Origin of the sequence: Salmonella sp. 741265116_PST (assembly GCF_046567715.1) — a bacterium.
Taxonomy (GTDB): Bacteria; Pseudomonadota; Gammaproteobacteria; order Enterobacterales; family Enterobacteriaceae; genus Salmonella; species Salmonella enterica.
In genome coordinates this window covers 129,176-151,232 of sequence record NZ_JBKFPH010000003.1, presented here as the reverse complement: position 1 = coordinate 151,232, position 22,057 = coordinate 129,176, and the positions used below count along the sequence as shown (strand labels likewise).

19 protein-coding genes are annotated in these 22,057 nt (G+C 52.2%); 6 read left to right on the top strand and 13 right to left on the bottom strand.

Features of this window, described 5'->3' with window-relative positions; translation table 11 throughout:
• Nucleotides 1-71: 71 nt before the first annotated feature.
• Together ACLD11_RS03490 and hrpA are read right to left on the bottom strand one after the other, a co-directional pair.
• Complete coding sequence (locus tag ACLD11_RS03490) at nt 72-872, bottom strand: YdcF family protein (RefSeq protein WP_411014538.1); 801 nt, start codon at nt 870-872, stop codon at nt 72-74.
• 63 nt (nt 873-935) lie between these two features.
• Nucleotides 936-4,838, bottom strand: coding sequence for an ATP-dependent RNA helicase HrpA (gene hrpA / locus ACLD11_RS03485; protein ID WP_183059614.1), 3,903 nt, complete (start codon nt 4,836-4,838; stop codon nt 936-938).
• Between the two features lie 200 nt (nt 4,839-5,038).
• On the opposite strand from hrpA, the gene azoR reads away from it, so the two are divergent.
• Entirely contained in the window at nt 5,039-5,644 is a 606-nt protein-coding gene (gene azoR, locus ACLD11_RS03480) for an FMN-dependent NADH-azoreductase (protein WP_057484300.1), read from the top strand.
• Nucleotides 5,645-5,702: 58 nt separating this feature from the next.
• Here azoR and ACLD11_RS03475 read toward each other — a convergent pair whose 3' ends face one another.
• The 9 genes from ACLD11_RS03475 to ACLD11_RS03435 all read right to left on the bottom strand — a co-directional run bounded on the left by ACLD11_RS03475 (nt 5,703) and on the right by ACLD11_RS03435 (nt 14,610).
• Complete coding sequence (locus tag ACLD11_RS03475) at nt 5,703-5,990, bottom strand: hypothetical protein (RefSeq protein WP_077916080.1); 288 nt, start codon at nt 5,988-5,990, stop codon at nt 5,703-5,705.
• Nucleotides 5,991-6,097: 107 nt separating this feature from the next.
• Nucleotides 6,098-7,408 carry a phosphatase PAP2/dual specificity phosphatase family protein gene (locus ACLD11_RS03470; protein ID WP_080160228.1) on the bottom strand — a complete coding sequence of 437 codons (1,311 nt, stop codon included), beginning with the start codon at nt 7,406-7,408 and terminating at the stop codon, nt 6,098-6,100.
• Nucleotides 7,398-9,158, bottom strand: coding sequence for a bifunctional alpha/beta hydrolase/class I SAM-dependent methyltransferase (locus ACLD11_RS03465; RefSeq protein WP_058107835.1), 1,761 nt, complete (start codon nt 9,156-9,158; stop codon nt 7,398-7,400). The genes ACLD11_RS03470 and ACLD11_RS03465 overlap by 11 nt, the downstream gene beginning before the upstream one ends.
• Nucleotides 9,133-9,789, bottom strand: a complete 657-nt coding sequence (locus ACLD11_RS03460) for a lysophospholipid acyltransferase family protein (protein ID WP_080160230.1) — start codon at nt 9,787-9,789, stop codon at nt 9,133-9,135. Before ACLD11_RS03460 ends, ACLD11_RS03465 begins: the two co-directional genes overlap by 26 nt.
• 6 nt (nt 9,790-9,795) lie before the next feature.
• Nucleotides 9,796-10,713 carry a phosphatidate cytidylyltransferase gene (locus tag ACLD11_RS03455; protein ID WP_411014537.1) on the bottom strand — a complete coding sequence of 306 codons (918 nt, stop codon included), beginning with the start codon at nt 10,711-10,713 and terminating at the stop codon, nt 9,796-9,798.
• Nucleotides 10,710-11,306: a CDP-alcohol phosphatidyltransferase family protein gene (locus tag ACLD11_RS03450; protein WP_010835226.1), complete on the bottom strand. Its 597-nt coding sequence runs from the start codon at nt 11,304-11,306 to the stop codon at nt 10,710-10,712. Before ACLD11_RS03450 ends, ACLD11_RS03455 begins: the two co-directional genes overlap by 4 nt.
• Nucleotides 11,307-11,451: 145 nt before the next feature.
• The gene (locus ACLD11_RS03445) at nt 11,452-11,775 is read right to left on the bottom strand and encodes a YdbL family protein (RefSeq protein ID WP_411014536.1); all 324 of its coding nucleotides are present in this window, start codon (nt 11,773-11,775) and stop codon (nt 11,452-11,454) included.
• A 7-nt stretch (nt 11,776-11,782) separates the two neighbouring features.
• Complete coding sequence (locus tag ACLD11_RS03440) at nt 11,783-11,974, bottom strand: YnbE family lipoprotein (protein WP_000784063.1); 192 nt, start codon at nt 11,972-11,974, stop codon at nt 11,783-11,785.
• The gene (locus ACLD11_RS03435; RefSeq protein ID WP_411014535.1) at nt 11,974-14,610 is read right to left on the bottom strand and encodes a YdbH family protein; all 2,637 of its coding nucleotides are present in this window, start codon (nt 14,608-14,610) and stop codon (nt 11,974-11,976) included. Before ACLD11_RS03435 ends, ACLD11_RS03440 begins: the two co-directional genes overlap by 1 nt.
• A 266-nt stretch (nt 14,611-14,876) precedes the next feature.
• On the opposite strand from ACLD11_RS03435, the gene ldhA reads away from it, so the two are divergent.
• Both ldhA and hslJ read left to right on the top strand, forming a co-directional pair.
• Entirely contained in the window at nt 14,877-15,866 is a 990-nt protein-coding gene (gene ldhA, locus ACLD11_RS03430; protein ID WP_000762204.1) for a D-lactate dehydrogenase, read from the top strand.
• Nucleotides 15,867-15,976: 110 nt separating this feature from the next.
• The gene (gene hslJ / locus ACLD11_RS03425) at nt 15,977-16,387 is read left to right on the top strand and encodes a heat shock protein HslJ (RefSeq protein WP_000725242.1); all 411 of its coding nucleotides are present in this window, start codon (nt 15,977-15,979) and stop codon (nt 16,385-16,387) included.
• A gap of 43 nt (nt 16,388-16,430) precedes the next feature.
• On the opposite strand, the gene ACLD11_RS03420 is transcribed toward hslJ, so the two are convergent.
• Nucleotides 16,431-16,697, bottom strand: a complete 267-nt coding sequence (locus ACLD11_RS03420; protein WP_080070920.1) for a DUF333 domain-containing protein — start codon at nt 16,695-16,697, stop codon at nt 16,431-16,433.
• Here ACLD11_RS03420 and ACLD11_RS03415 point away from each other — a divergent pair.
• The 3 genes from ACLD11_RS03415 to uspF all read left to right on the top strand — a co-directional run bounded on the left by ACLD11_RS03415 (nt 16,601) and on the right by uspF (nt 21,413).
• Nucleotides 16,601-16,912, top strand: a complete 312-nt coding sequence (locus ACLD11_RS03415; protein ID WP_411014563.1) for a reverse transcriptase — start codon at nt 16,601-16,603, stop codon at nt 16,910-16,912. The two genes, ACLD11_RS03420 and ACLD11_RS03415, sit on opposite strands and share 97 nt — an antisense overlap.
• Nucleotides 16,913-16,972: 60 nt before the next feature.
• A complete protein-coding gene (gene nifJ / locus ACLD11_RS03410) occupies nt 16,973-20,497 on the top strand; it encodes a pyruvate:ferredoxin (flavodoxin) oxidoreductase (RefSeq protein WP_411014534.1) in 3,525 nt (1,174 codons plus the stop codon).
• Nucleotides 20,498-20,978: 481 nt separating this feature from the next.
• A complete protein-coding gene (uspF, locus tag ACLD11_RS03405; RefSeq protein WP_001082296.1) occupies nt 20,979-21,413 on the top strand; it encodes a universal stress protein UspF in 435 nt (144 codons plus the stop codon).
• A 52-nt stretch (nt 21,414-21,465) separates the two neighbouring features.
• On the opposite strand, the gene ACLD11_RS03400 is transcribed toward uspF, so the two are convergent.
• Entirely contained in the window at nt 21,466-21,804 is a 339-nt protein-coding gene (locus tag ACLD11_RS03400; protein ID WP_000159237.1) for an SMR family transporter, read from the bottom strand.
• Between the last annotated feature and the right edge of the window lie 253 nt (nt 21,805-22,057).

Genomic DNA, 22,057 nt, shown 5'->3' with positions numbered 1-22,057 from the left:
TTATAAATAATTCATCAAATTTATGAATTGGTGGTCGCACTTGCCCGTTCACCCTCGCAAACGGGCGATTTTTAGCGTAAAGCTCTCTGATCTAACGCACTGCGCAGCGTAGTATCTGCCTGCAATACCTGCCATGCGTTTTCAATATCACGTGGGATATCAACGTGAATGATAAAATCTTTACCACGCGGTCCATACCCTGTTTCATCGTCACGCAAACGTGGCAGCTCGCCGGCAATCAGAGACAGATAACGCTCCACCGTCCAGATGCCCTCTTCAACATTGGCAAAACGTGTACCGTCATTAAGGTGGCGCAGTACCGGAACAAAACCAGGAAAACTCAGCCAGCGCGGCGCATCGGTGTCGTCGTTTGTCACGCGCCGGAACGTCGCGATAGTGCGCCGCTGCATGGTGGGGTCTTGCACAACGATAGCCGTGTTAATGTTTTCTTTCGCCTGACGGATCAGTGCGCAGGAGAAACGGGCATTTTCGCCGCAATTAGTTGACCGATCTTCCAGCCAAATTTTCTCAGCCGGAATATGCCAGAACTGGTTCGCGATATCCGCGAGGATAGCGGCTTCAGCGCGTCCGGTTGTGCGAATAGTGTGGTAGCGCGGATGCCAGGCAATCACGGCGTACAAAAACGGCGTCGAATGACCTATACCGCCGCTAATCAGTAAAGGAACGTCTTGCGCTTTGGCGATGCGACAGGCCGCGTCGATAGTGGGGATCACCGCATTGCCCGCCAGGACGACGCAATCCGACAAATAAGGTTGTTCGCCGGAAAAATCATTTTGCGCCAGCCACTGTCCGACGGTATTCACCGCCAGCAATGTTTCCGCAGAGAGCGCCGGAAATGGCGTTGTATTCATAATTCCTCCTTTTTGTTCCGAACTTGTACCGGATCTCTTTGAAAGACGTCGTCGCCTGGCTTTTTAGGCCGTAATCTGATCCATGGCCTGTAAAATACGCTTATCGGAAATAGGATAAGGCGTACCGAGCTGTTGGGCGAAATAACTGACACGCAGTTCTTCAATCATCCAACGGATCTCTTTAACATCATCATCTTCGCGACGCGCTGGAGGCAATTTATTTATCCATTGTTGCCACGCCTGCTGGACGCTTTCGACTTTCAGCATTTGCGCCCGATCGCGGTGCGGATCGACAGCCAGTTTCTCCAGCCGCTTTTCAATTGCCTGCAGATAACGCAGCGTATCGCCGAGACGTTTAAAGCCGTTGCCAGTCACAAAACCACGGTATACCAGACCGCTCATCTGCGCCTTGATATCGGAAAGCCCCAACGCCATGCTCATATCCACCCGCCCTTTCAGACGCTTATTGATATTGAATACGGTCGTCAGGATCCGCTCAACCTGCTTCGCGATATCCACCACAGTATCATTCAGCTCGGCGCGTACCTTTTCGTGCAGCGCGGTGAAACCTGCTTCGCTCCACACCGGTCCGCCGTTGGCATCTATCAGCTTATCTACCCCGCAGGCGATACAGTCATCAATCAACTCCAGTACTTTGCCGTACGGGTTAAAGTACAGACCTAGCTTGGCTTTATTCGGCAATTTCTCATGCAGATACTTAATCGGTGAAGGAATATTGAGCAACAGCAGACGGCGTAAACCGCACCACATCGCCTGTTGTTGTTCCAGCGGATTATCAAACAATTTGATAGCGACGCTGTCACGCTCATCCACTAACGCCGGCCACGCCTTCACTTTATAATTACCGCGTTTCTGTTCGTAGCTTTCCGGCAGCGCGCCGAAACTCCAGATATGCAGCCCGCTCTGCTCGATGCCGTCATCCGCCACCGCCGAGAGCGTCTCCTGCACTTTGCCTTTCAGCGCATTTTTAAGCCCGGCGAGCGAGCGCCCTTCCTGCAGTTTCTTGTTTTTGTCATTCACCACGCGAAACGTGATTTTCAGATGCTCGGGCACCTGATCCCAATGCCAGTCTTCCCGGTCGACCGTGACGCCGGTCATCCGGCGCAGTTCACGCTCCAGAGCGTCCAGCAGCGGCAGCTCCAGCGGCGTTACGCGACCTAAAAACGCTTCAGCATAGTTTGGCGCCGGAACAAAGTTGCGACGTACCGGTTTTGGCAACGATTTAATCAGCGCAATCACTAATTCACGGCGCAGCCCTGGGATCTGCCATTCAAAACCGCTCTCGTCAACCTGGTTAAGTAGCGGCAACGGAATATGGACGGTCACGCCGTCAGCATCCGCGCCCGGTTCAAACTGATAGCTCAAACGCAGCTTGAGATTGCCCTGGTGCCAGAAGTTCGGGTAATCCAGTTTGCTGATTTTTTCCGCGCCTTCTTTAATCAGCATACTTTTTTCAAAGTTGAGCAGATCCGGCGTCTCGCGGCTGATTTTTTTCCACCAACTATCAAAGTGGCGGGCGGAAATAACGTCATGGCTAATACGCTGGTCATAAAACTCAAACAGGGTATCGTCATCCACCAGGATATCGCGGCGGCGAGATTTGTGCTCAAGTTCCTCGACTTCCGCACGCAATTTTAGATTCTCACGGAAGAAGGCATGACGGGTTTGCCAGTCCCCCTCCACCAGCGCATGGCGGATAAACAACTCGCGACACAACGCCGGGTCAATCTGGCTGTAATTCACCTTGCGCGCGGCGACAATCGGCAGACCGTAGACAGTAACCTTTTCCGTCGCCATCACCGCGCCTTGCGCCCGCTCCCAGTGCGGTTCGCTATATGAACGTTTAATCAGGTGCTGGGCTACCGGTTCCACCCATTCTGGCTCAATGCGGGCAGCGATGCGCCCCCACAGGCGGCTGGTCTCCACCAGTTCTGCGACCATTGTCCATTTCGGCGGTTTTTTGAATAAACCGGATCCGGGGAAAATAGAGAATCGGGCGTTACGCGCGCCGGTGTACTCTTGTTTATCGGCATCTTTCATCCCGATATGCGACAACAGCCCCGTTAACAACGCAACGTGAATTTCCCGGTACTCTGCGGGTTCGCTGTTTACCGGAATCCCCAGTTCTTTTACCACCTGACGCAGTTGGGTATAGATATCCTGCCACTCACGCACGCGTAAATAGTTCAGATAGTCGGTGCGACACAGCCGGCGGAATTGATTCGACGACAGGGCCTTTTGTTGCTCGCCGAGGTAATTCCACAGGTTAACAAACGCCAGAAAATCGGACTCCTTATCATGAAAGCGCCGGTGTTTCTCATCGGAAGCCTGCTGCTTATCCACTGGGCGCTCGCGCGGATCCTGAATAGAGAGTGCGGAAGTAATGATCATCGCTTCGCGCACACAGCCATGCTTTTGCGCTTCCAGCACCATCCGCGCCAGGCGCGGGTCGACCGGCAACTGGGATAATTGTCGGCCCAGCGGCGTCAGCTTATATGCCGTTTGCTGTTCGTCGGCGGTAATCGCCCCCAGCTCTTCCAACAAACGCACGCCATCCTGAATATTGCGCTTATCCGGCGCTTCGACAAACGGGAAGGCGGCGATGTCACCCAGCCCCAGGGCGGTCATCTGCAAAATAACCGACGCCAGGTTGGTACGTAGAATTTCCGGGTCGGTAAATTCCGGACGTGACAAAAAGTCATCTTCCGAATACAGACGAATGCAAATCCCTTCCGATACGCGCCCGCAACGCCCTTTACGCTGGTTGGCGGAAGCCTGCGAGATCGGTTCAATCGGCAAGCGCTGCACTTTAGTGCGGTAGCTGTAGCGGCTGATGCGCGCAGTGCCAGGATCGATCACATACTTGATACCTGGCACCGTTAGCGAGGTTTCCGCCACGTTAGTCGCCAGCACGATACGGCGTCCGCTGTGCGACTGGAAAACGCGGTTCTGTTCGCTGTTCGACAAGCGTGCATACAGCGGCAACACTTCGGTATGCCGTAAGTTCAGCTTGTTCAAGGCGTCGGCGGTATCGCGGATTTCCCGCTCTCCGCTCATAAAAATCAGGATATCGCCGGGACTTTCACGCCCCAGTTCATCAACAGCGTCGAAAATTGCCTGTAGCTGATCGCGTTCAGTGTCGTCAGCCTCTTCCACGATGGGGCGATAACGAACTTCTACGGGATACGTTCGGCCAGAGACTTCGATAATCGGCGCGTTATTAAAGTGGCGCGAGAAGCGTTCCGGGTCGATGGTCGCAGAGGTAATAATCACTTTCAGATCGGGGCGACGCGGCAGAAGCTCTTTCAGATAGCCGAGCAAGAAGTCAATATTCAGGCTGCGTTCATGCGCTTCATCAATAATGATGGTGTCATACTGCATCAATAGCCTGTCCTGCTGGATTTCCGCCAGCAGGATACCGTCCGTCATCAGTTTGACCATGGTGTTGCTACTGACATGATCGCTGAAACGAACTTTATAGCCGATGCAGCCGCCAGGCTCCGTTTGCAACTCTTCGGCAATGCGGTTAGCGACGGTGCGCGCCGCCAGGCGACGCGGCTGAGTATGTCCAATAAGTCCTTTAATTCCGCGGCCCAGTTCCATACAAATTTTCGGCAACTGGGTGGTTTTACCGGACCCGGTTTCCCCTGCCACGATCACCACCTGATGATCGCGGACCGCTTCCAGAATGTCCTGTTTCTTCTGGCTAACAGGCAAATTTTGCGGATAAGTGATTGAGGGGCGCGCCGCTTCGCGGAGAGCGACCTGCGCCGCAGCCTGTTCAATTTCTTTCGCCATCGTCTGGAAAATGGCCTGTTGCGCATCAGGGTTTTTTACTTTCTTTACGCCATGCAGGCGGCGCGCAAAGCGCTGTTTGTCGCGCAGCATCAGTGCATCCAGCCGCTGCTGTAACACCTGAAGCGTCAACGTAGATTGTTCAGTCATAAAGCTCTTGGGCAGCATTCTGCCTGTTTAAAATCGTTTTAAATGATAGGTATAGAGTACCACATTGGGGCTTTTTGTGCGTTGTTCAATAATTTCGAACAAAGGGTTCGATATATTGCGCTATCCCTGCGACATATTTGTGAATAAAGTGTCAACAAGCAACGGGGCACGCCCCTTCAAACACATAAAAGGAAACACCCATGAGCAAGGTATTAGTTCTTAAATCCAGTATTCTGGCAGGGTACTCTCAGTCTGGTCAGTTGACTGACTATTTTATTGAACAATGGCGCGAAAAACACGTCGCAGATGAAATTACTGTCCGCGATCTGGCGGCCAACCCTGTTCCGGTGCTGGATGGCGAGCTGGTGGGCGCGATGCGTCCGGGCGATGCGCCTTTAACGCCACGTCAACAGGACGCTCTGGCGCTGTCCGACGAACTCATTGCTGAACTGAAAGCCCACGACGTCATCGTTATTGCGGCACCGATGTACAATTTCAATATCCCGACGCAGCTGAAAAACTACTTTGATCTGATTGCCCGCGCCGGTGTCACTTTCCGCTATACCGAAAAAGGCCCGGAAGGTCTGGTAACCGGCAAACGCGCGGTGGTTCTCTCCAGTCGCGGCGGTATCCATAAAGACACCCCGACGGATTTGATTGCGCCTTACCTGAAAGTGTTCCTTGGTTTTATCGGTATCACCGACGTGAATTTTGTCTTTGCCGAAGGCATCGCCTACGGGCCGGAAGTGGCGGCTAAAGCTCAGGCCGATGCAAAAGCTGCGATTGACAGCGTAGTGGCCGCTTAATAGCTCAAACTGCCCCGAAAGTTGGCTCTCAGCGAGTAGGGGTCGTGTCTCGCGATAATCAAAGAGCAAGCGCGAATAGCCATATCCCCCACAGAGCGACTATCGTAACCAGCGTGCGGCGAAATTGTTTGAGCGCCCCCTGCTGACGTTCGCTTAGTGTTAGCGTTCGCACTCTTTCGCGCCGCCAGATAATAAAAAGCCCTTCCCCAGCTTGCTGGTTATTCTCCTGCGTAATCAGCACAAAATAGCGCTTATCTAACCAGATCCGCCAACAGCCGAAACAGGCCGTGCCGCACAACAATGCGATAACCACGCGCAGCGCCCCTGGCGGGGAGATAAATATCACCCATACACCAGGAAGGAGAGTAAAAAGTAGAAAAAATCGCCAACTCGCTAACGTCTGCGACAATAACTCGCGCTGAAGTATATCTCCATTTGTTACAGAGTCACTTTTTATTGCCATTGCCGCAGTTCGTCCAGATGTTCATCCGTTAGCACAATCTGTAACCGACACGCACGAATATATGCTACCGCCTGTTCTACCGTTGCGGCATGGCCATAGCATAATAGCCATGCCGCAACCACCATCGCGCTACGAGACAACCCCAGCGAGCAATGTACCAACACCGTTTCCTGTTCCTCACGCAGCGCCTCCAGCATAGCCACCGCCTGCCGTAACTGCGCATCGTCCGGCGTAACCAGATCCAACATCGGTACGCAATAATAGGTCTTCAACCTTGTTGCCAGGCCACGAGGAAACTCGCAGGTTACATCCAGCACCGCGTTTTGCATGGGGGTGTGGCGCGGATAACTACCAAGATAAACGCCTGCGGCGATGTGATTGACCGGGGGCAGACGATGCGTAAACCAACGCATCGATAGCCACATCACACAGCGCCACGGAAGCGTTAGCCAATAGACGGAAGGCGATAACCGCCCCTCTTTGTCTTTACACAACGCTGCAGCGCCGAATCCGCCATAGCCGCGTCCCACAATCAACAAGGATAATGCTGGCCAGCACAGACACACCGACGGCCAGAATGACCACGGCGCCAGCAATACCCCCACAATAATGCATAAGGACATCCCGAATACGTAACGCCGCACCAACCGGAACCGAACCGCATTGGGTGCCTGCCAGTGCCAACGACTCTGTGCCGGCACCATCCAGTCGATCAACATCCCCACCATCAGACCGGTAATAATATCAATAAAATGATGTTGCCAGGTTGTCAAAACCGAAATGGCAATCAGCAGGAACCAGCCATCGCACAGCCTGCGCCAACCACCGGAAAGATGGCGGCTGAAATGCCTCCACAGCAGCCAACAAAGAATAATATGTAGCGACGGCGACTGGTTATATGGCAAGTCGAACTGTTCAAGTTGCGTAAACAACCACCCCGCAACGCCGGAAACAGGCGGACGCGTAAAACTAAACTGTAAAGGGAAAAGTAGAAATCCAACGCAGGCTATAACTGACGCCAGTACCAGACGGCGCACCAGCCGACATTGTTCAAAGCTTGTCGCGCAGATAAATAGTGACAGCCCATAGAGCAAATCCAGACTCCAGTAAGGAACAATACTCCACGGAATAAAGGGAATGGCAGATTCCCAGCCAAGTACCACGCTCCCAATATCATGGGATTGGGTATCTCGCCAGGCGGTAAATTGATTTACTTTTGCGTAGGTGACAAAGAAAAACGGCGCCAGTAGCAGCAGCCAACCAGCACCCTGTATGAATACCTTGCGACGCTCAGTTTCCACGGCGCACCGCCATCGAAACGGTAAAAATCCCGAATTCATCAATTAGCTGCGCGCATTTATCAAATCCCGCCTCATGCACTAAAGCATCCATCTCACCCTGCGTGCGTATACGCATAACCCATGCTTTATTATCTTTGTGGCTCGTAAGCGACCAGGCGATAGTTTTCAACTGAGGATGCCAGGGTTGTCCGGTATATAACAACATGCCCCCAGGTTCGATAGCGGCAGCCAGCCCAGCAAGCGAACGTCGAACCAAAGCGTTATCCGGAAAAAGTTCATAAAGACCAGAGACAATACCTAATGTCGGACGTGGTTTCAGCGCCGCCAGTTCGTCATTATTGAAGGCGTCACCGCGTTCAAAACGCACTCTGCTGGACATTCCTCGGCTCGCAATCATCTCCTGCCCTCGTGCGACGTTTAATTCGCTGAAATCACGCAATAATATATCGCTAACCGCCGCCTCATCTTCCAGCGCATCAAGGATGTAACGCCCGTGTCCTGCGGCAATATCTACTACCCGGACCGGTTTTCCCTGCTCTGTCAGCTTTTGAACCGCCTGACGGATAAGGTTTTGCAAATGAATCTTACGCTGACGAATACCTTTCCAGCCGACACTATTAAGATAATTTTTATCGATTAAACGTCCCACTATATTGCCTCCCTGCGGCTGATTACGGTAGACATAATCCAGCGTACTACCGGAATCAAATCCCGTCTCAAACCCCAGGCGTATACCCGCCGATTGAGCGCCCCATCTTTTCATTACATAACGCAAACTACGATAAGCGATATCATCCCATGAACAGGGAGCAGCCCCTCCACTGAGTACACGCCAGGTATCCGCGCCCGGACTCCAGCGGTCTTCATGCTGGTAGTCAAAACGCTGCGGCGGCAAGTTATACAGCGTCTCAATAAAACAACGCATTTTCTCAAATGCCAGATGTCTGTTTTTTTCGCCAAGCGTATCGTGAAAAAAACCTGCAAAAACATGAAGCTCTTTCAGTCGACTACGTAGCCCCTGATAAAAATCCACCTGCGGCTGGCGGTGAACGACATAATCCTTACCGGATACCAGTAGCAGTGTGGGTAAAGTAATCGCACTGGCATCGGCGATAATACGTACCGATGTTTTATACAAATCAAGGAGGATATTCACCGCAATAGCGCGGGTAATCTGCGGATCATGATTAAAACTTGTCACGCGTTCAGGATCATGCGTCAGATATTTACCTTTTACATAGGAATTAACGTAGAACAGACCCCGCAAACGATGCCACAAGGCTAACCCTGCCCGTGCAAACGGTACATACAGTTTCACTTTAAATGCCGGAGAAGCCAGTATCAGACCACGAATGTTTGGCGCGTAATCATGCGCCCAGGTTGCCGCTAACACCGCGCCGACGCTCTGCGCCACTACAACGATATTTTCCAACGGAGTCTGGCTATCAGCGGCGACAAAACGAATAAACTCGTCCATATCTTGTACCGAGCGGGCGAGCGACGGGCTATAACCGCGTTGGCCAGGAGAATATCCATGTCCTCTGGCATCCCATGCGTAAAATATCATCTCTGGCATCGCCAGCTCATCGACAATATGTTGCAGGCGCCCCGAATGTTCATGGCCGCGATGAAATAAAACAATGACTTTCGGCGTTGTGCTTACCGACATTGCAGGCCAGTGACGATAGAAGAGTTCAGTGTTGTCACTCGTCAAAAAACACCGTTTATTCGGCGTGCGAAGGTGAGGCATGAGTAAGATTCCCTGACGTCTGTTGCTGAAGCTCAAGCAGTCTGTACCTGAGATCGTCCATAAATTGCTTTTTTTCGGGGTGTGAATGCAACGCATCGCCAATCGTGACATCAATAAAGAGCGGGAGCGGGATGCGATTCCCCTTCGCCATGATTCGCTCTGTGCCGCATAGCCAGACGGGGACTACGCTCGCCTCCGGCACGCGCTGGCTCAAATGCCAGATTCCTGATTTCAGCGGCGATAATATTCCCGGTTCGCCGCGCGTTCCTTCGGGAAACAAAATCAGGATTTTATTATCACGCAACGCTTGCTCGCACCGCGCCAACGGGTTTGCCTCTCCGCCTTTGCGGGTTACAGGAACAATATTAAGAATGTTAATCGCAAACCAGCCCATCCACTTGTTACGCAAAAAATAGTCAGCGGCAGCGACCGGATGAACATAACCCTGTTGACGTAGCGAAAACAGCGACAAAAGCGCAAACACATCCATGTGGCTATTATGATTGGCCACCACGATCAGCGGGCCGCAATGGGGAAGTCGCTCCCGGTGCTTCACCCGCAGCCCAAGCCACAACCGGATTACGGGCCAGACAAGACACAACGTAAATAAGGTGCGAAGAAATCGGTTCATAACGGTTCAGTAGCAAAAATAACGAATAAAATGAAAAAACACCGGCGCGGTAAAGATCAGGGAGTCCAGCCGATCAAGCAAGCCGCCGTGACCGGGTAACAACGTACCGCTGTCTTTTACGCTGGCATCACGTTTTACGGCGGACATCACCACATCGCCGCAAAACCCGGTGCCGCCAATCATTAACCCGGCCAGTATTGACATTGGCGCATTTAGTGGGGTGAGTAACGGTCCCAATGCCAGTCCCGCCAGCGCCGTTGTCATCACGCCCCCCGCCAACCCGGCCAGGGTTTTATTCGGGCTTACGGTCGGCGTCACTTTGATGTGCCCGAATGATTTACCCCATAAATACTGCGCAATGTCGTTAAACTCAGTCAGCCCGACCAGAAACAATACCAGTAGCGCGCCGGTTTGTTTGCCGTCCGCAGGCAGCACCAACAAAAAAGCGACATGGCTAAAGGCAAAAACCGTGGTCATCAGACTCCAGTGAAGCTGCGACGCGGTGCGTAAAAACCCCTGCGTATCACCCACGATCACCATACGCGCCGGTAAAAATAAGAAGACATAAACCGGAATAAACACCACGAACATGCCGTACCAGCCAATTCCAATCAGCCAATAATTGATGGGAATCGCGATAAACATCCACAACAGCGGCATTCGGTCAGAATGACGGGAGGAAACCAGCGTCAGGAATTCTTTTAGCGCCATAAAGCTGAGTAAGGCGAAAAAGGTCAATGCCAGCCAGGTCGGACACAATAGCGCCAGCGAAAACAGAATGATGATTAGCCACCAGGTCCGAATGCGTAGCGCCAATTCGCGCCAGTCCTTATCAGGACGACGCCACACCAGAATTCGATTTACCAGAGTGGCCGCCAGCAAAAGAGCAAAAATGACGAGCAGGGATTTTTCGAGCAGCATCATTTGACATCCACCGCAATTAATGCGCTTCGACAACGGTTTACTGTCGTCCAAAGCAGCAATACGAGAGCAATGCTCCAGACTATATTGCTCCACTGCGCCACCTGAGGCCAAAAGGTCAGCGCCAGCCCCCCTGCGCCAAACACCAGCGCTCTGTCGCTTTTGCCAAACGGTCCGGCATAACTACGTACGCCGTTGATCGTTTGCGCTAATATGCCGCAAAACTCAGTCATCACCATCGCCAGGAGCATGGCGAGCACCAATGGCGCGCTGCTGTCGGCCAGAAAAAGAAACGGTAGGTAAAGCGCGATGTCTGAAATCACATCGCCCGTTTCATTCAGAATGGCGCCTAAACGAGATTGCTGGCGGCATTCGCGCGCTAACATACCATCCAGCGCGTTGAGCGCCATGCGCGCAAATAACACGATGGGCAACAGAAAATACAGGGGCACTACAATCAATATCAGGCCGGTCGCAATAGAGAGAGCCATAGCGGAAAGGGTGATCTGATTGGCTGTAATATGATGCCGATATAACCAGGCCATTACGGGGCGAAGCAGCGCCTGAAAAGCAGGTTTAATTTGATAAAGCGTCATCGGTATTCTCTGAAAAACGACTCAACGCGAGACACTCCATCAGAGATGACGCCGCACGGCTATCCTAATTTCGGCGCAAACGGCTAAATTCAGAAATTACCAATATAAAAATGCATTTTGCGGTAAAAAAATTGTCGGAAAGCGGTTATTTACGCATCCATTTGCCATTAATTCCCTGGACATATTCTCCCGGCCTGGCGCGCTCAATCAGTTTTTGCCCTGCCATCTTCGCCACCTCGTCCACGGGAAGATGATTGCTATCCGCTAACTGCTGATAACTGGCGCGGCGGGCATGATTAATATCAAGCACCAGTTTCTGGGTTTCGGCATCATTCTTTAAGGCTACCAGATAGCCATTCAGCGTTTCCCCAACCCGGCCCTGCGTGCGCGCTTCGTCCAGGGTTAAGGCCCACACAGAAGGTGTGAGCAAGCTCAGCGTCAGCACCCATAGCATTAAATACTTTTTCATTATGGCCTCAGAATAGATCGCTGCGTGATTTCAGGAGTTCTTCAACATCTTTATCGACTTTGATATGTATTTCATGCTCGATCTTTACATTCATGTTGATGGTAATCGGCTGTTCCGGCGCGGCGACTTCAATACGTGGCGTGCAGCCCACCACGATAAATGACGCAAGCGCTGACAGCATGGCAATACTCATTTTCATTATTTATCCTCACAGTCCTTGTCTTTCCGGCAAGGAGGTTGCGGCAACGCTGTATTTTGTTCAAGCCATGCCTGTAAATTGTCGCCAAAACGCAAACTGCGCCACAGCGTAAACACATTTTCTTCATGGGTATAGTTCAAGTTAACGATTGCGGTTTTACCATCTACCCGGCTTTTGCCGGTAATGGCCGCCTGCATCGTTAGTACGCCCAGGTTATCAACGTTAATTTTCGTCCACGAATGCGTAATCTCCATATAACGTAGCCAGTTAATCGCCGAGCCTGCCGTGACATTATCCTTCACCACCGCATCCGCAGTATCTTTATCGATACGCAACGTCATTGGCCCGGGATTCGTAAGCCAGCCATCTTTGATTATCCATTTTTCATTGTTCAGCCACAGCGGCAGCGCGCCGCTGACCGGACCAGACATGGCGAATTGCTTTGGATTTATGGCGCTAATCAATTCGCTGGATGAAATATTTTGCACCCGCAAAAGCGCCGGGTCGTGCTGCGGCATTCGCAACTGTTTCATAATGATTTGACCGCCCAGCACGTCTACGCTGACATCGCTTAGCAGTAATGGATTCGACTCGCTCCAGGGATAACCGCCCTGTAAATCAGCGGTGATATTTTTCGCCGTGACCTGGTTGACTATCCCGGCAATACGCAGCGAGACGGGCCCGCGCGTCCCCAATTGCCACGCGCCGTTGTGGAAGCGAAATGGCAGAATGAAATCGACGCCGTTGATTTTGTTATCCGGCATCCAGGCGCTACCGCCTTTTAACACGCCGTGTCCACCCGCTTCAAACCCCTGCCCCTGTGCGGCGGAAAAAGCCACCTGCGCATACAGTGAGCCTTCGCGCAGCGTCATTTTCCAGTCTGGTGGAAGCAACGGCTGGAAAACGATAAGCGACTGCTTCGGCCACCAGGCCTGTCCGCGAAGGCGTTCGCCATCCCAGCGCCCATTCAGCCGTACCGGCCCTATCGCCCCCGCCCGAAGGTCGCCTTTAAACTGGAACAGGGTTGGCTCGCGCCCTTCAACGCTAAAATTAATGGTAGAAGGCGGCAGCACGCTCCCGCTGGTAAATACGGTTTTTCCCGCCTCCAGAGACAGCGCGCCCTGTAGCGACGGCGTTGTGGCGTCGCGAACCCAGACAATAGGTTTATTCAGCGCCAGTCTTGGCGATGTGACGGTCATTGCGCCATAGTGCAACTGATCAAAACCGGTGGACAAACTGGTCAACCTGATGGTGTTATCATGCCATTCGCCCTGTCCGGCAATATCCCAGTGGGCGCGCATTGGCGTAAAGCTTCCTTGCCCCCAATAGCGCCACCGCCAGCGACCAGCATCAGGGAGAAAATCATTCGCCAGGCCATCAAGATGAAGAACGAAATCGCCCATCTCATTTTCATGCGCCCGTAAAATAGCCTGTAATCGACCATCAACGCCGCGCGGCGTCACCTTAACGCCCGCCAGCGGCCAACGAATTTCATCAATATCTAACGCATCAATCACCCGTCCGCGCGAGCGTAGCAATGCGCCAGGTGCAAAGGTGAGCTGCGGATCGGCCAGACTGCCGCGGAACATAGCGGGCAAGACGGCATAAAAGATTAAATCCTTCTGTTTAGCCTCGCCGGTAAGCTGTAGAGGCATCTCACTGCTATCCATGCTGAGTTTTCCCGGGCCGATAGTCAGTACAGCGTTCGCTTTACCGGCATCGCCCTGGGTCAGAATATTCAGGCGTCCGCTGACTCGCGCATTATCCGGCCCGGCTTGCCAGTTATCGATATTAAAAGCCAGACGCCCGCTCAAGGGGAATCCCTGATATGGCCAGTTCCAGCGGCCATCGCTGATGGTAAGCCGCTGACGCGTTACCGCCCAGGGGAGATCGAGAATCGGGTCAGGATTACCTCGCGCCATCACGATGAGCTGTCCGGCGTTATCACGCCACTCCAGTTCCGCATCCACCAGCGACGGTTCCTGCGGCAGACGCAAGGTCGCTGCCGCATGACCGCTGACCGGTAGGCCATCCGGTACCAGCGGCAACATAAACTCCCCCGCCAGGCTAACGGGAGGCTGGTTGGCCAGCGCGGCGATCTCCAGTTGGCTCACCGTCAATGCCTGACCGCGTAGCTGCCCTTGAAATTTTACTTTTTCGCCCTGATAACGTATCTGCTGAATGATCGGCGTCATGGAGATCGCCAGCTTGCCCTGCCATTCCGGCCAGGGCGCGAGAATGACATTATCGATGTTAATCCAGGTATTGGGCAGCATTGACTGCCACTGCGCCAGCGTACGCGGCGCGGCGGGAGAAGCTTCCGTAGCGGGCAGTTTCGCCAGGCATGCGGCATCCAGTTTGAGGCTTTTAATATTCAGCAACCAACGGCTGGGATGCGTCAGTTCCGCCTGGGTAATATGCGCTAACGAACAATCATTGACCAGATAGCGAAGATCGGGAATCACTAACCCATGACGTGTCAGGCGTGGACTTTGTTCCAGAGCGATACGGGTACCGACGGGTAGCCAAATTCCCGCCAGAGTGGGAACCCACAGCCCGAGGGTCATCAGTAGCGTCAGAGGGACAAGAATCAGCAGTAACAGTAGCGCAAGGGCGGCTTTATATTTACCCTTCATGGGCCATTAATTTCCTGATTTAACGAAAAATTCAGTTGGCTATCTCTTTATTTTGGCATGATTGCCCGTACATAGCCTAATAGTTCATGTTGCAAGCGGGTGATGCGTTATGCCTGTTGCAGGGGCGCCCTCCGGCTATTTGAGGCGTTGTGGAGAATGATAACCTAAAATTATTCATTATATGTATGACTATCAATTATTTTTGATTTTTTGTAAGATAATTTTAAGCATATTTGTGTGATTCTAACATCACTGGAGAAGGTCATATGAAACTCGCCGTCTATAGTACCAAACAGTATGACAAGAAATATCTACAGCAAGTGAACGAAGCGTTCGGTTTTGAACTGGAGTTTTTTGATTTTCTGCTAACCGAGAAAACGGCGAAAACCGCCAATGGATGTGAAGCAGTTTGTATCTTCGTGAATGACGACGGGAGCCGACCGGTACTGGAAGAGCTGAAAAAACACGGCGTGAAATACATCGCGCTGCGTTGCGCCGGATTTAATAATGTCGACCTGGATGCCGCTAAAGAGCTCGGCTTGCAGGTGGTGCGCGTACCGGCTTATTCTCCGGAAGCCGTCGCTGAACATGCGATTGGCATGATGATGACATTGAACCGCCGTATTCACCGTGCTTATCAACGCACCCGCGACGCTAACTTTTCCCTTGAGGGACTGACCGGCTTTACCATGCACGGAAAAACCGCTGGCGTCATTGGTACCGGTAAAATCGGCGTCGCCGCGCTGCGTATCCTGAAAGGCTTTGGAATGCGTTTACTGGCGTTTGATCCCTATCCCAGCGCTGCCGCGCTTGACCTCGGCGTCGAGTATGTGGATCTGCAAACGTTGTTTGCCGAATCGGATGTCATTTCTCTGCACTGCCCGCTCACGCCGGAAAACTACCATTTGCTGAACCATGCGGCATTCGATCAAATGAAAAATGGCGTTATGGTCATTAATACCAGTCGTGGCGCGCTGATTGATTCCCAGGCGGCTATCGAAGCTCTGAAGAATCAGAAAATCGGCTCGCTGGGGATGGATGTGTATGAAAACGAACGCGACCTGTTCTTTGAAGATAAATCAAACGATGTTATTCAGGATGATGTTTTCCGCCGTCTGTCGGCCTGCCATAACGTACTGTTTACGGGGCATCAGGCATTCCTGACCGCAGAAGCGCTGATCAGCATCTCTGAAACCACGTTACAAAACTTAAGCCAGCTTGAGAAGGGCGAAGCCTGCCCGAACGCGCTGTTCTAATCCTGTCGCTCCCCTGCGCTCAGGGGAGCATTTTCGGATAACCCCTGAAGATCTATCCGGTCATATCATTACTATAGTCAGTGTTAACTATCAGATTACAGAGAATATCAATGAAGAAAATCGTCACGCTGGTCGCCCTGAGCATCATAATGACGGGGTGTGTGAGCAGTGGAAAAGTGTCCGTCAAACGCGAGCAACTGGAGCACCACCGCTTTGTTCTGGAAAGCGTAAACGGTAAAACGGTCACCGGCCCGGAGCTCAGCTTTGGCGAGGACATGACGGTATCCGGCAAAATGTGCAATCAATTCACCGGCGAAGGAAAACTGTCGGACGGCGAATTAAAAGTGAAAAATTTAGCGATGACCCGAATGATGTGCGCCGATCCGCAGCTTAATGCGCTGGACGGCACCCTCAGCGAGCTCTTCAGCAAAGGCGCGCAGGTCGATTTAACCGCGAACCAGTTAACGCTGGCGACGGCAGAAACAACGCTAATGTATAAACTGGCGGATTTAGCGCACTAAGCCATTAAGTGAAAAGTTATACGCGTCAGGCGAAACGCCGCGCTTAATAACTCCCGCAGCTTCCGGCGGCAAGCGACTGTTCGCTACAACGTTTGCCGTTGGGTAGCGCGCACATACCAATTACTGAACCATCAAGCTGCCGGGCCGCTGAAAGTGAACCGCCAATCATAGCGCAATTCGCTTCGCCGGCGCTGGACATCGCCGCTTTCATCCCTGGCGAAACATGCGCCGCAGTTGCCTGCTGAACAGGTTCGCTACTGCAAGCCGACAATAATAACGCGGCACATCCCACCCAAAACGCTGTGCGCATTTCTCTCCCCTCTGTTTATTCACCCAAACGACACCGCCCTAAATAATAGGCAGCAGAAACTGACGCGTCGAGAGGCAAAGCGCGCATTTATGCGCTTCATTAACATTTACTGGCAATTTTTTACGCCTTTTCGGCAAGAAATCGCCATTCTCCTCCCGCCAGGGACACAAAAGCGAAAATGGGGCTTGAAGGGCTTTGCTAAAATAAAAGGATAACTACAGGACGCGCTCACGATTATGCGTGTCCCTCTTTTTTGCGCAATGTAAGGGTGTCATATGCAAACAATTGACGGTAATGGCGCGGTAGCGTCGGTGGCGTTCCGTACCAGCGAGGTTATTGCCATTTACCCGATTACGCCCAGTTCAACAATGGCTGAACAAGCGGATGCCTGGGCCGGTAATGGGCTTAAAAATGTCTGGGGCGATACGCCGCGTGTGGTAGAGATGCAGTCGGAAGGCGGCGCGATCGCCGCCGTTCACGGTGCGTTACAAACCGGTTCGCTTTCTACGTCATTTACATCATCGCAGGGGCTGCTGCTGATGATTCCAACGCTGTATAAACTGGCGGGGCAGCTCACGCCGTTTGTACTGCACGTTGCCGCGCGCACCGTCGCCACACACGCGCTTTCTATTTTTGGCGACCATTCCGATGTGATGGCGGTCCGCCAGACAGGCTGCGCGATGTTATGCGCCGCCAGCGTTCAGGAAGCGCAGGATTTTGCGCTGATCGCACACAGGGCTACGCTGAAAAGCCGCGTTCCGTTTATTCATTTTTTTGATGGCTTCCGTACATCGCATGAAATCAACAAAATTATACCGCTAACGGATGAAACCATTCTGAACCTGATGCCGCAGGCGGAGATCGACGCTCACCGCGCCCGCGCGCTGAATCCGGAACATCCGGTGATTCGTGGAACTTCAGCGAATCCGGACACCTACTTCCAGTCTCGTGAAGCGACCAATCCGTGGTACGACGCCGTTTATGATCATGTTGAAGAGGCGATGAAGGCATTTGGCGACGCTACGGGCCGCCACTACCAGCCATTTGAATATTATGGCCATCCCCAGGCTGAACGCGTCATCATTGTGATGGGGTCCGCCCTCGGCACCTGCGAAGAGGTCGTGGACGAGCTACTGATACGGGGAGAAAAGGTCGGCGTTCTGAAAGTCCGTCTGTTCCGCCCCTTCTCCGCCAAACACTTGTTACAGGCATTACCGGAAACCGTTCGCGCTATCGCCGTGCTGGATCGCACTAAAGAGCCAGGCGCGCAGGCCGAGCCACTTTATCTGGACGTGATGACCGCACTGGCGGAGGCCTTTAATAATGGCGAGCGCGAAACGTTGCCGCGCACCATTGGCGGCCGTTATGGGCTATCATCCAAAGAGTTCGGCCCGGCGTGCGTACTGGCGGTCTTTAATGAACTTAGCCGCGCGAAACCCAAACCACGGTTTACGGTGGGCATTTATGATGACGTCACTAATCTCTCGCTGCCATTACCGGAAAATACCCTGCCCGGCAGCGCTAAACTTGAAGCGTTATTTTACGGTCTGGGAAGCGACGGCAGCGTATCCGCCACGAAAAATAATATTAAAATTATCGGTAATTCTACGCCGTGGTATGCGCAAGGTTATTTCGTTTATGACTCTAAAAAAGCTGGCGGGCTCACGGTATCGCACCTGCGCGTCAGCGAAAAACCCATTCGTTCCGCTTACTTAATTGCTCAGGCGGATTTTGTCGGCTGCCATCAATTACAGTTTATCGATAAATATCAGATGGCGGAACGTCTGAAGCCAGGCGGAATCTTTCTGCTTAATACGCCGTACAGCGCCGACGAGGTCTGGTCGCGTCTGCCGCAAGAAGTTCAGGCGGTGTTGAATCAGAAAAAGGCGCGTTTTTACGTGGTTAACGCGGCGAAAATCGCCCGCGAATGTGGACTTGGCGCCCGCATCAATACCGTCATGCAAATGGCTTTCTTCCACCTGACGCATATTCTTCCGGGCGATAGCGCCCTGGTTGAGCTGCAGGGCGCGATTGCCAAAAGCTATAGCAGCAAAGGTCAGGATCTGGTTGAGCGTAACTGGCAGGCATTGGCTCTGGCGCAGGAATCGCTGGCGGAAGTGCCGTTGCAGGCGGTTAATCCGCACAGCGCGCATCGCCCGCCGGTTGTCTCAGACGCCGCGCCGGATTTCGTGAAAACCGTTACCGCCGCCATGTTGGCGGGCCTCGGCGACGCACTGCCTGTTTCCGCCCTGCCGCCGGACGGAACATGGCCGATGGGCACCACCCGCTGGGAAAAACGCAATATCGCCGAAGAGATTCCTGTCTGGAAAAAGGAACTGTGTACACAATGTAATCACTGCGTCGCCGCCTGCCCTCACTCGGCAATTCGTGCGAAAGTCGTTTCCCCGCAGGCGATGGAGAACGCGCCAGCCAGTCTGCATTCGCTGGACGTGAAGTCCCGCGATATGCGCGGCCAGAAATATGTGCTGCAGGTCGCGCCGGAAGACTGTACTGGCTGTAATTTATGCGTAGAGGTCTGCCCGGCTAAAGATCGGCAAAATCCACAGATCAAGGCGATTAACATGATGTCGCGCCTTGAGCATGTGGAAGAAGAGAAAGTGAATTATGACTTTTTCCTCGACTTACCGGAAATCGATCGCAGCAAACTGGAACGAATTGATATCCGCACATCGCAGCTTATTACGCCGCTGTTTGAATATTCCGGCGCCTGTTCCGGCTGCGGTGAAACGCCGTATATTAAACTGCTGACTCAGTTATATGGCGACAGAATGTTAATCGCTAACGCCACGGGGTGTTCCTCTATTTACGGCGGTAACTTACCCTCAACGCCTTATACCACCGATGCCAACGGACGCGGCCCGGCATGGGCGAATTCGTTATTTGAAGATAACGCGGAATTTGGCCTCGGTTTCCGTCTGAGCGTGGATCAGCACCGGGCGCGCGTCATGCGTTTACTGGCGCAATTCGCCGATCGCATTCCGGCGGAATTAAACGATGCGCTGCATGCCGAAGCAACGCCTGACGTTCGGCGTGAGCAGGTCGCCGCATTACGCCAACATCTGAAATCGGTTGCGGGCGCAGAGGAACTGTTAAAGGATGCTGATGCGCTGGTAGAAAAATCAATCTGGCTGATTGGCGGCGATGGTTGGGCATACGACATCGGCTTTGGCGGTTTAGACCATGTGTTAAGCCTGACGGAGAATGTCAATATTCTGGTTCTGGATACGCAGTGTTATTCCAATACTGGCGGCCAGGCGTCGAAGGCGACGCCGCTTGGCGCCGTCACTAAATTTGGCGAACATGGCAAGCGTAAAGCCCGTAAAGATCTTGGCGTCAGCATGATGATGTATGGTCATGTTTACGTCGCACAAATTTCGCTGGGCGCGCAGTTAAACCAGACGGTGAAAGCGATCCAGGAGGCCGAAGCCTGGCCAGGGCCGTCGCTGATCATTGCCTATAGCCCCTGTGAGGAACATGGTTACGATCTGGCGCTAAGCCATGACCAAATGCGCCAGTTAACGGCGACCGGTTTCTGGCCGTTATACCGCTTTGATCCCCGCCGAGCGGATGAAGGCAAGCCGCCGCTGGCTCTGGACTCTCGGCCACCGTCAGATGCACTGGCGGACACGTTGCTTAATGAACAGCGTTTCCGTCGCCTGAATGCGCAACAGCCTGAAGTAGCTGAACAATTATGGCGAGATGCCGCATTGGATTTGCAAAAACGCTATGACTTTCTTGCCTTGCTGGCAGGAAAAGCGGAAAAAACCGGCGCAGATTAAAAAATATTCTAAGGATTAACCTGGAAACAAAAAAAGCCCGAACATCCGTTCGGGCTTGTCAATTTATACGCTGGAAAGCAAAGGTTAACGCAATGGCCCAGCGACAAAATGAATATGTGACAATAAAGGCATATAACAGGCGTAGAATATCGTAACCGAATGATATTGTATAATTTTTATTTCGTATAATGCCCCCAAAAGCATTCGTATAAATTATATCTATTTCACTGCGAATTATTTCATTAATTATTGAATTAAACGGTAACATCTCTTTTTAGGTCTTTCCTGACAAGGCAGAAATAACGTTTTAACGTCAACTCGCTGATTATTTACGGGGAATGCGCTTAATATTACGCCGTTCTCTCCTGTTGGTAGTCCCCGCAGAGTATCGTGGAGCAGCACCTAAAATGTGACGTATGTCATTGTACATAAAGTGCCTTTAGGGAGTAGAATTTCAGTGGATACTTAAACAGGAGGTTTTATGAACAGAACGATTCTTGTACCCATCGATATTTCAGATTCAGAATTAACTCAACGCGTGATTTCGCATGTTGAAGCCGAAGCAAAGATTGACGACGCTAAAGTGCACTTTTTGACTGTAATCCCGTCTTTGCCCTATTACGCTTCCCTGGGACTGGCTTATTCAGCAGAGCTCCCCGCAATGGACGATTTGAAAGCCGAAGCCAAATCTCAACTGGAAGCGATTATCAAGAAATTCAACCTTCCCGCGGACCGCGTGCAGGCGCACGTTGCAGAAGGCTCTCCTAAAGATAAGATTCTGGAAATGGCAAAAAAATTACCGGCCGATATGGTGATTATCGCCTCGCATCGTCCGGATATTACTACCTATCTGTTGGGTTCCAACGCCGCAGCCGTTGTGCGTCATGCGGAATGCTCCGTACTGGTGGTGCGCTAAATACCCGAGCCCGCATAAGAGAGTGCGGGCTCAAATCAACCATCATCATCGCCTAGTGACTGACGCTTTTTGAAAATAGATTGATTACGATTACGCCGCAGATGATAAGCAACATGCCAATAATAGCCGGCACATCCAGTTTTTGGCCAAGAAACAACCATCCTATCAATCCAATAAGAACAATCCCTACCCCAGACCAAATGGCATAAATGATACCCGCAGGGATGGTTCGCATAGGGATGGTAAGGCACCAGAACGCGATACAATATCCGATGATGGTAACGATGCTCGGTACCAGACGCGTAAAACTATCCGATAATTTTAATGAGATCGTGGCGATAACTTCTACCACGATGGCGATAAATAGAAAGATTACAGCTTCTTTAGTCATACATCTCTTCGTTCCGATATTTTTCTGGTCGTGGTGACATCTTAATTAATACGGATGACAGAATAAAGACGCTTTTGACCCGTTGCGTATCTCGCCATAACATACTTCAGGTTGCATGTGCTGCGGCTGCGTTCCCTTACCCCAGTCACTTACTTGAGTAAGCTCCTGGGGATCCGCTCGCTTGCCGCCTTCCTGCAACTCGAATTATTTAAAGTATAAAAGCAATCTTTCATACACGAGAGATAAAAACAAT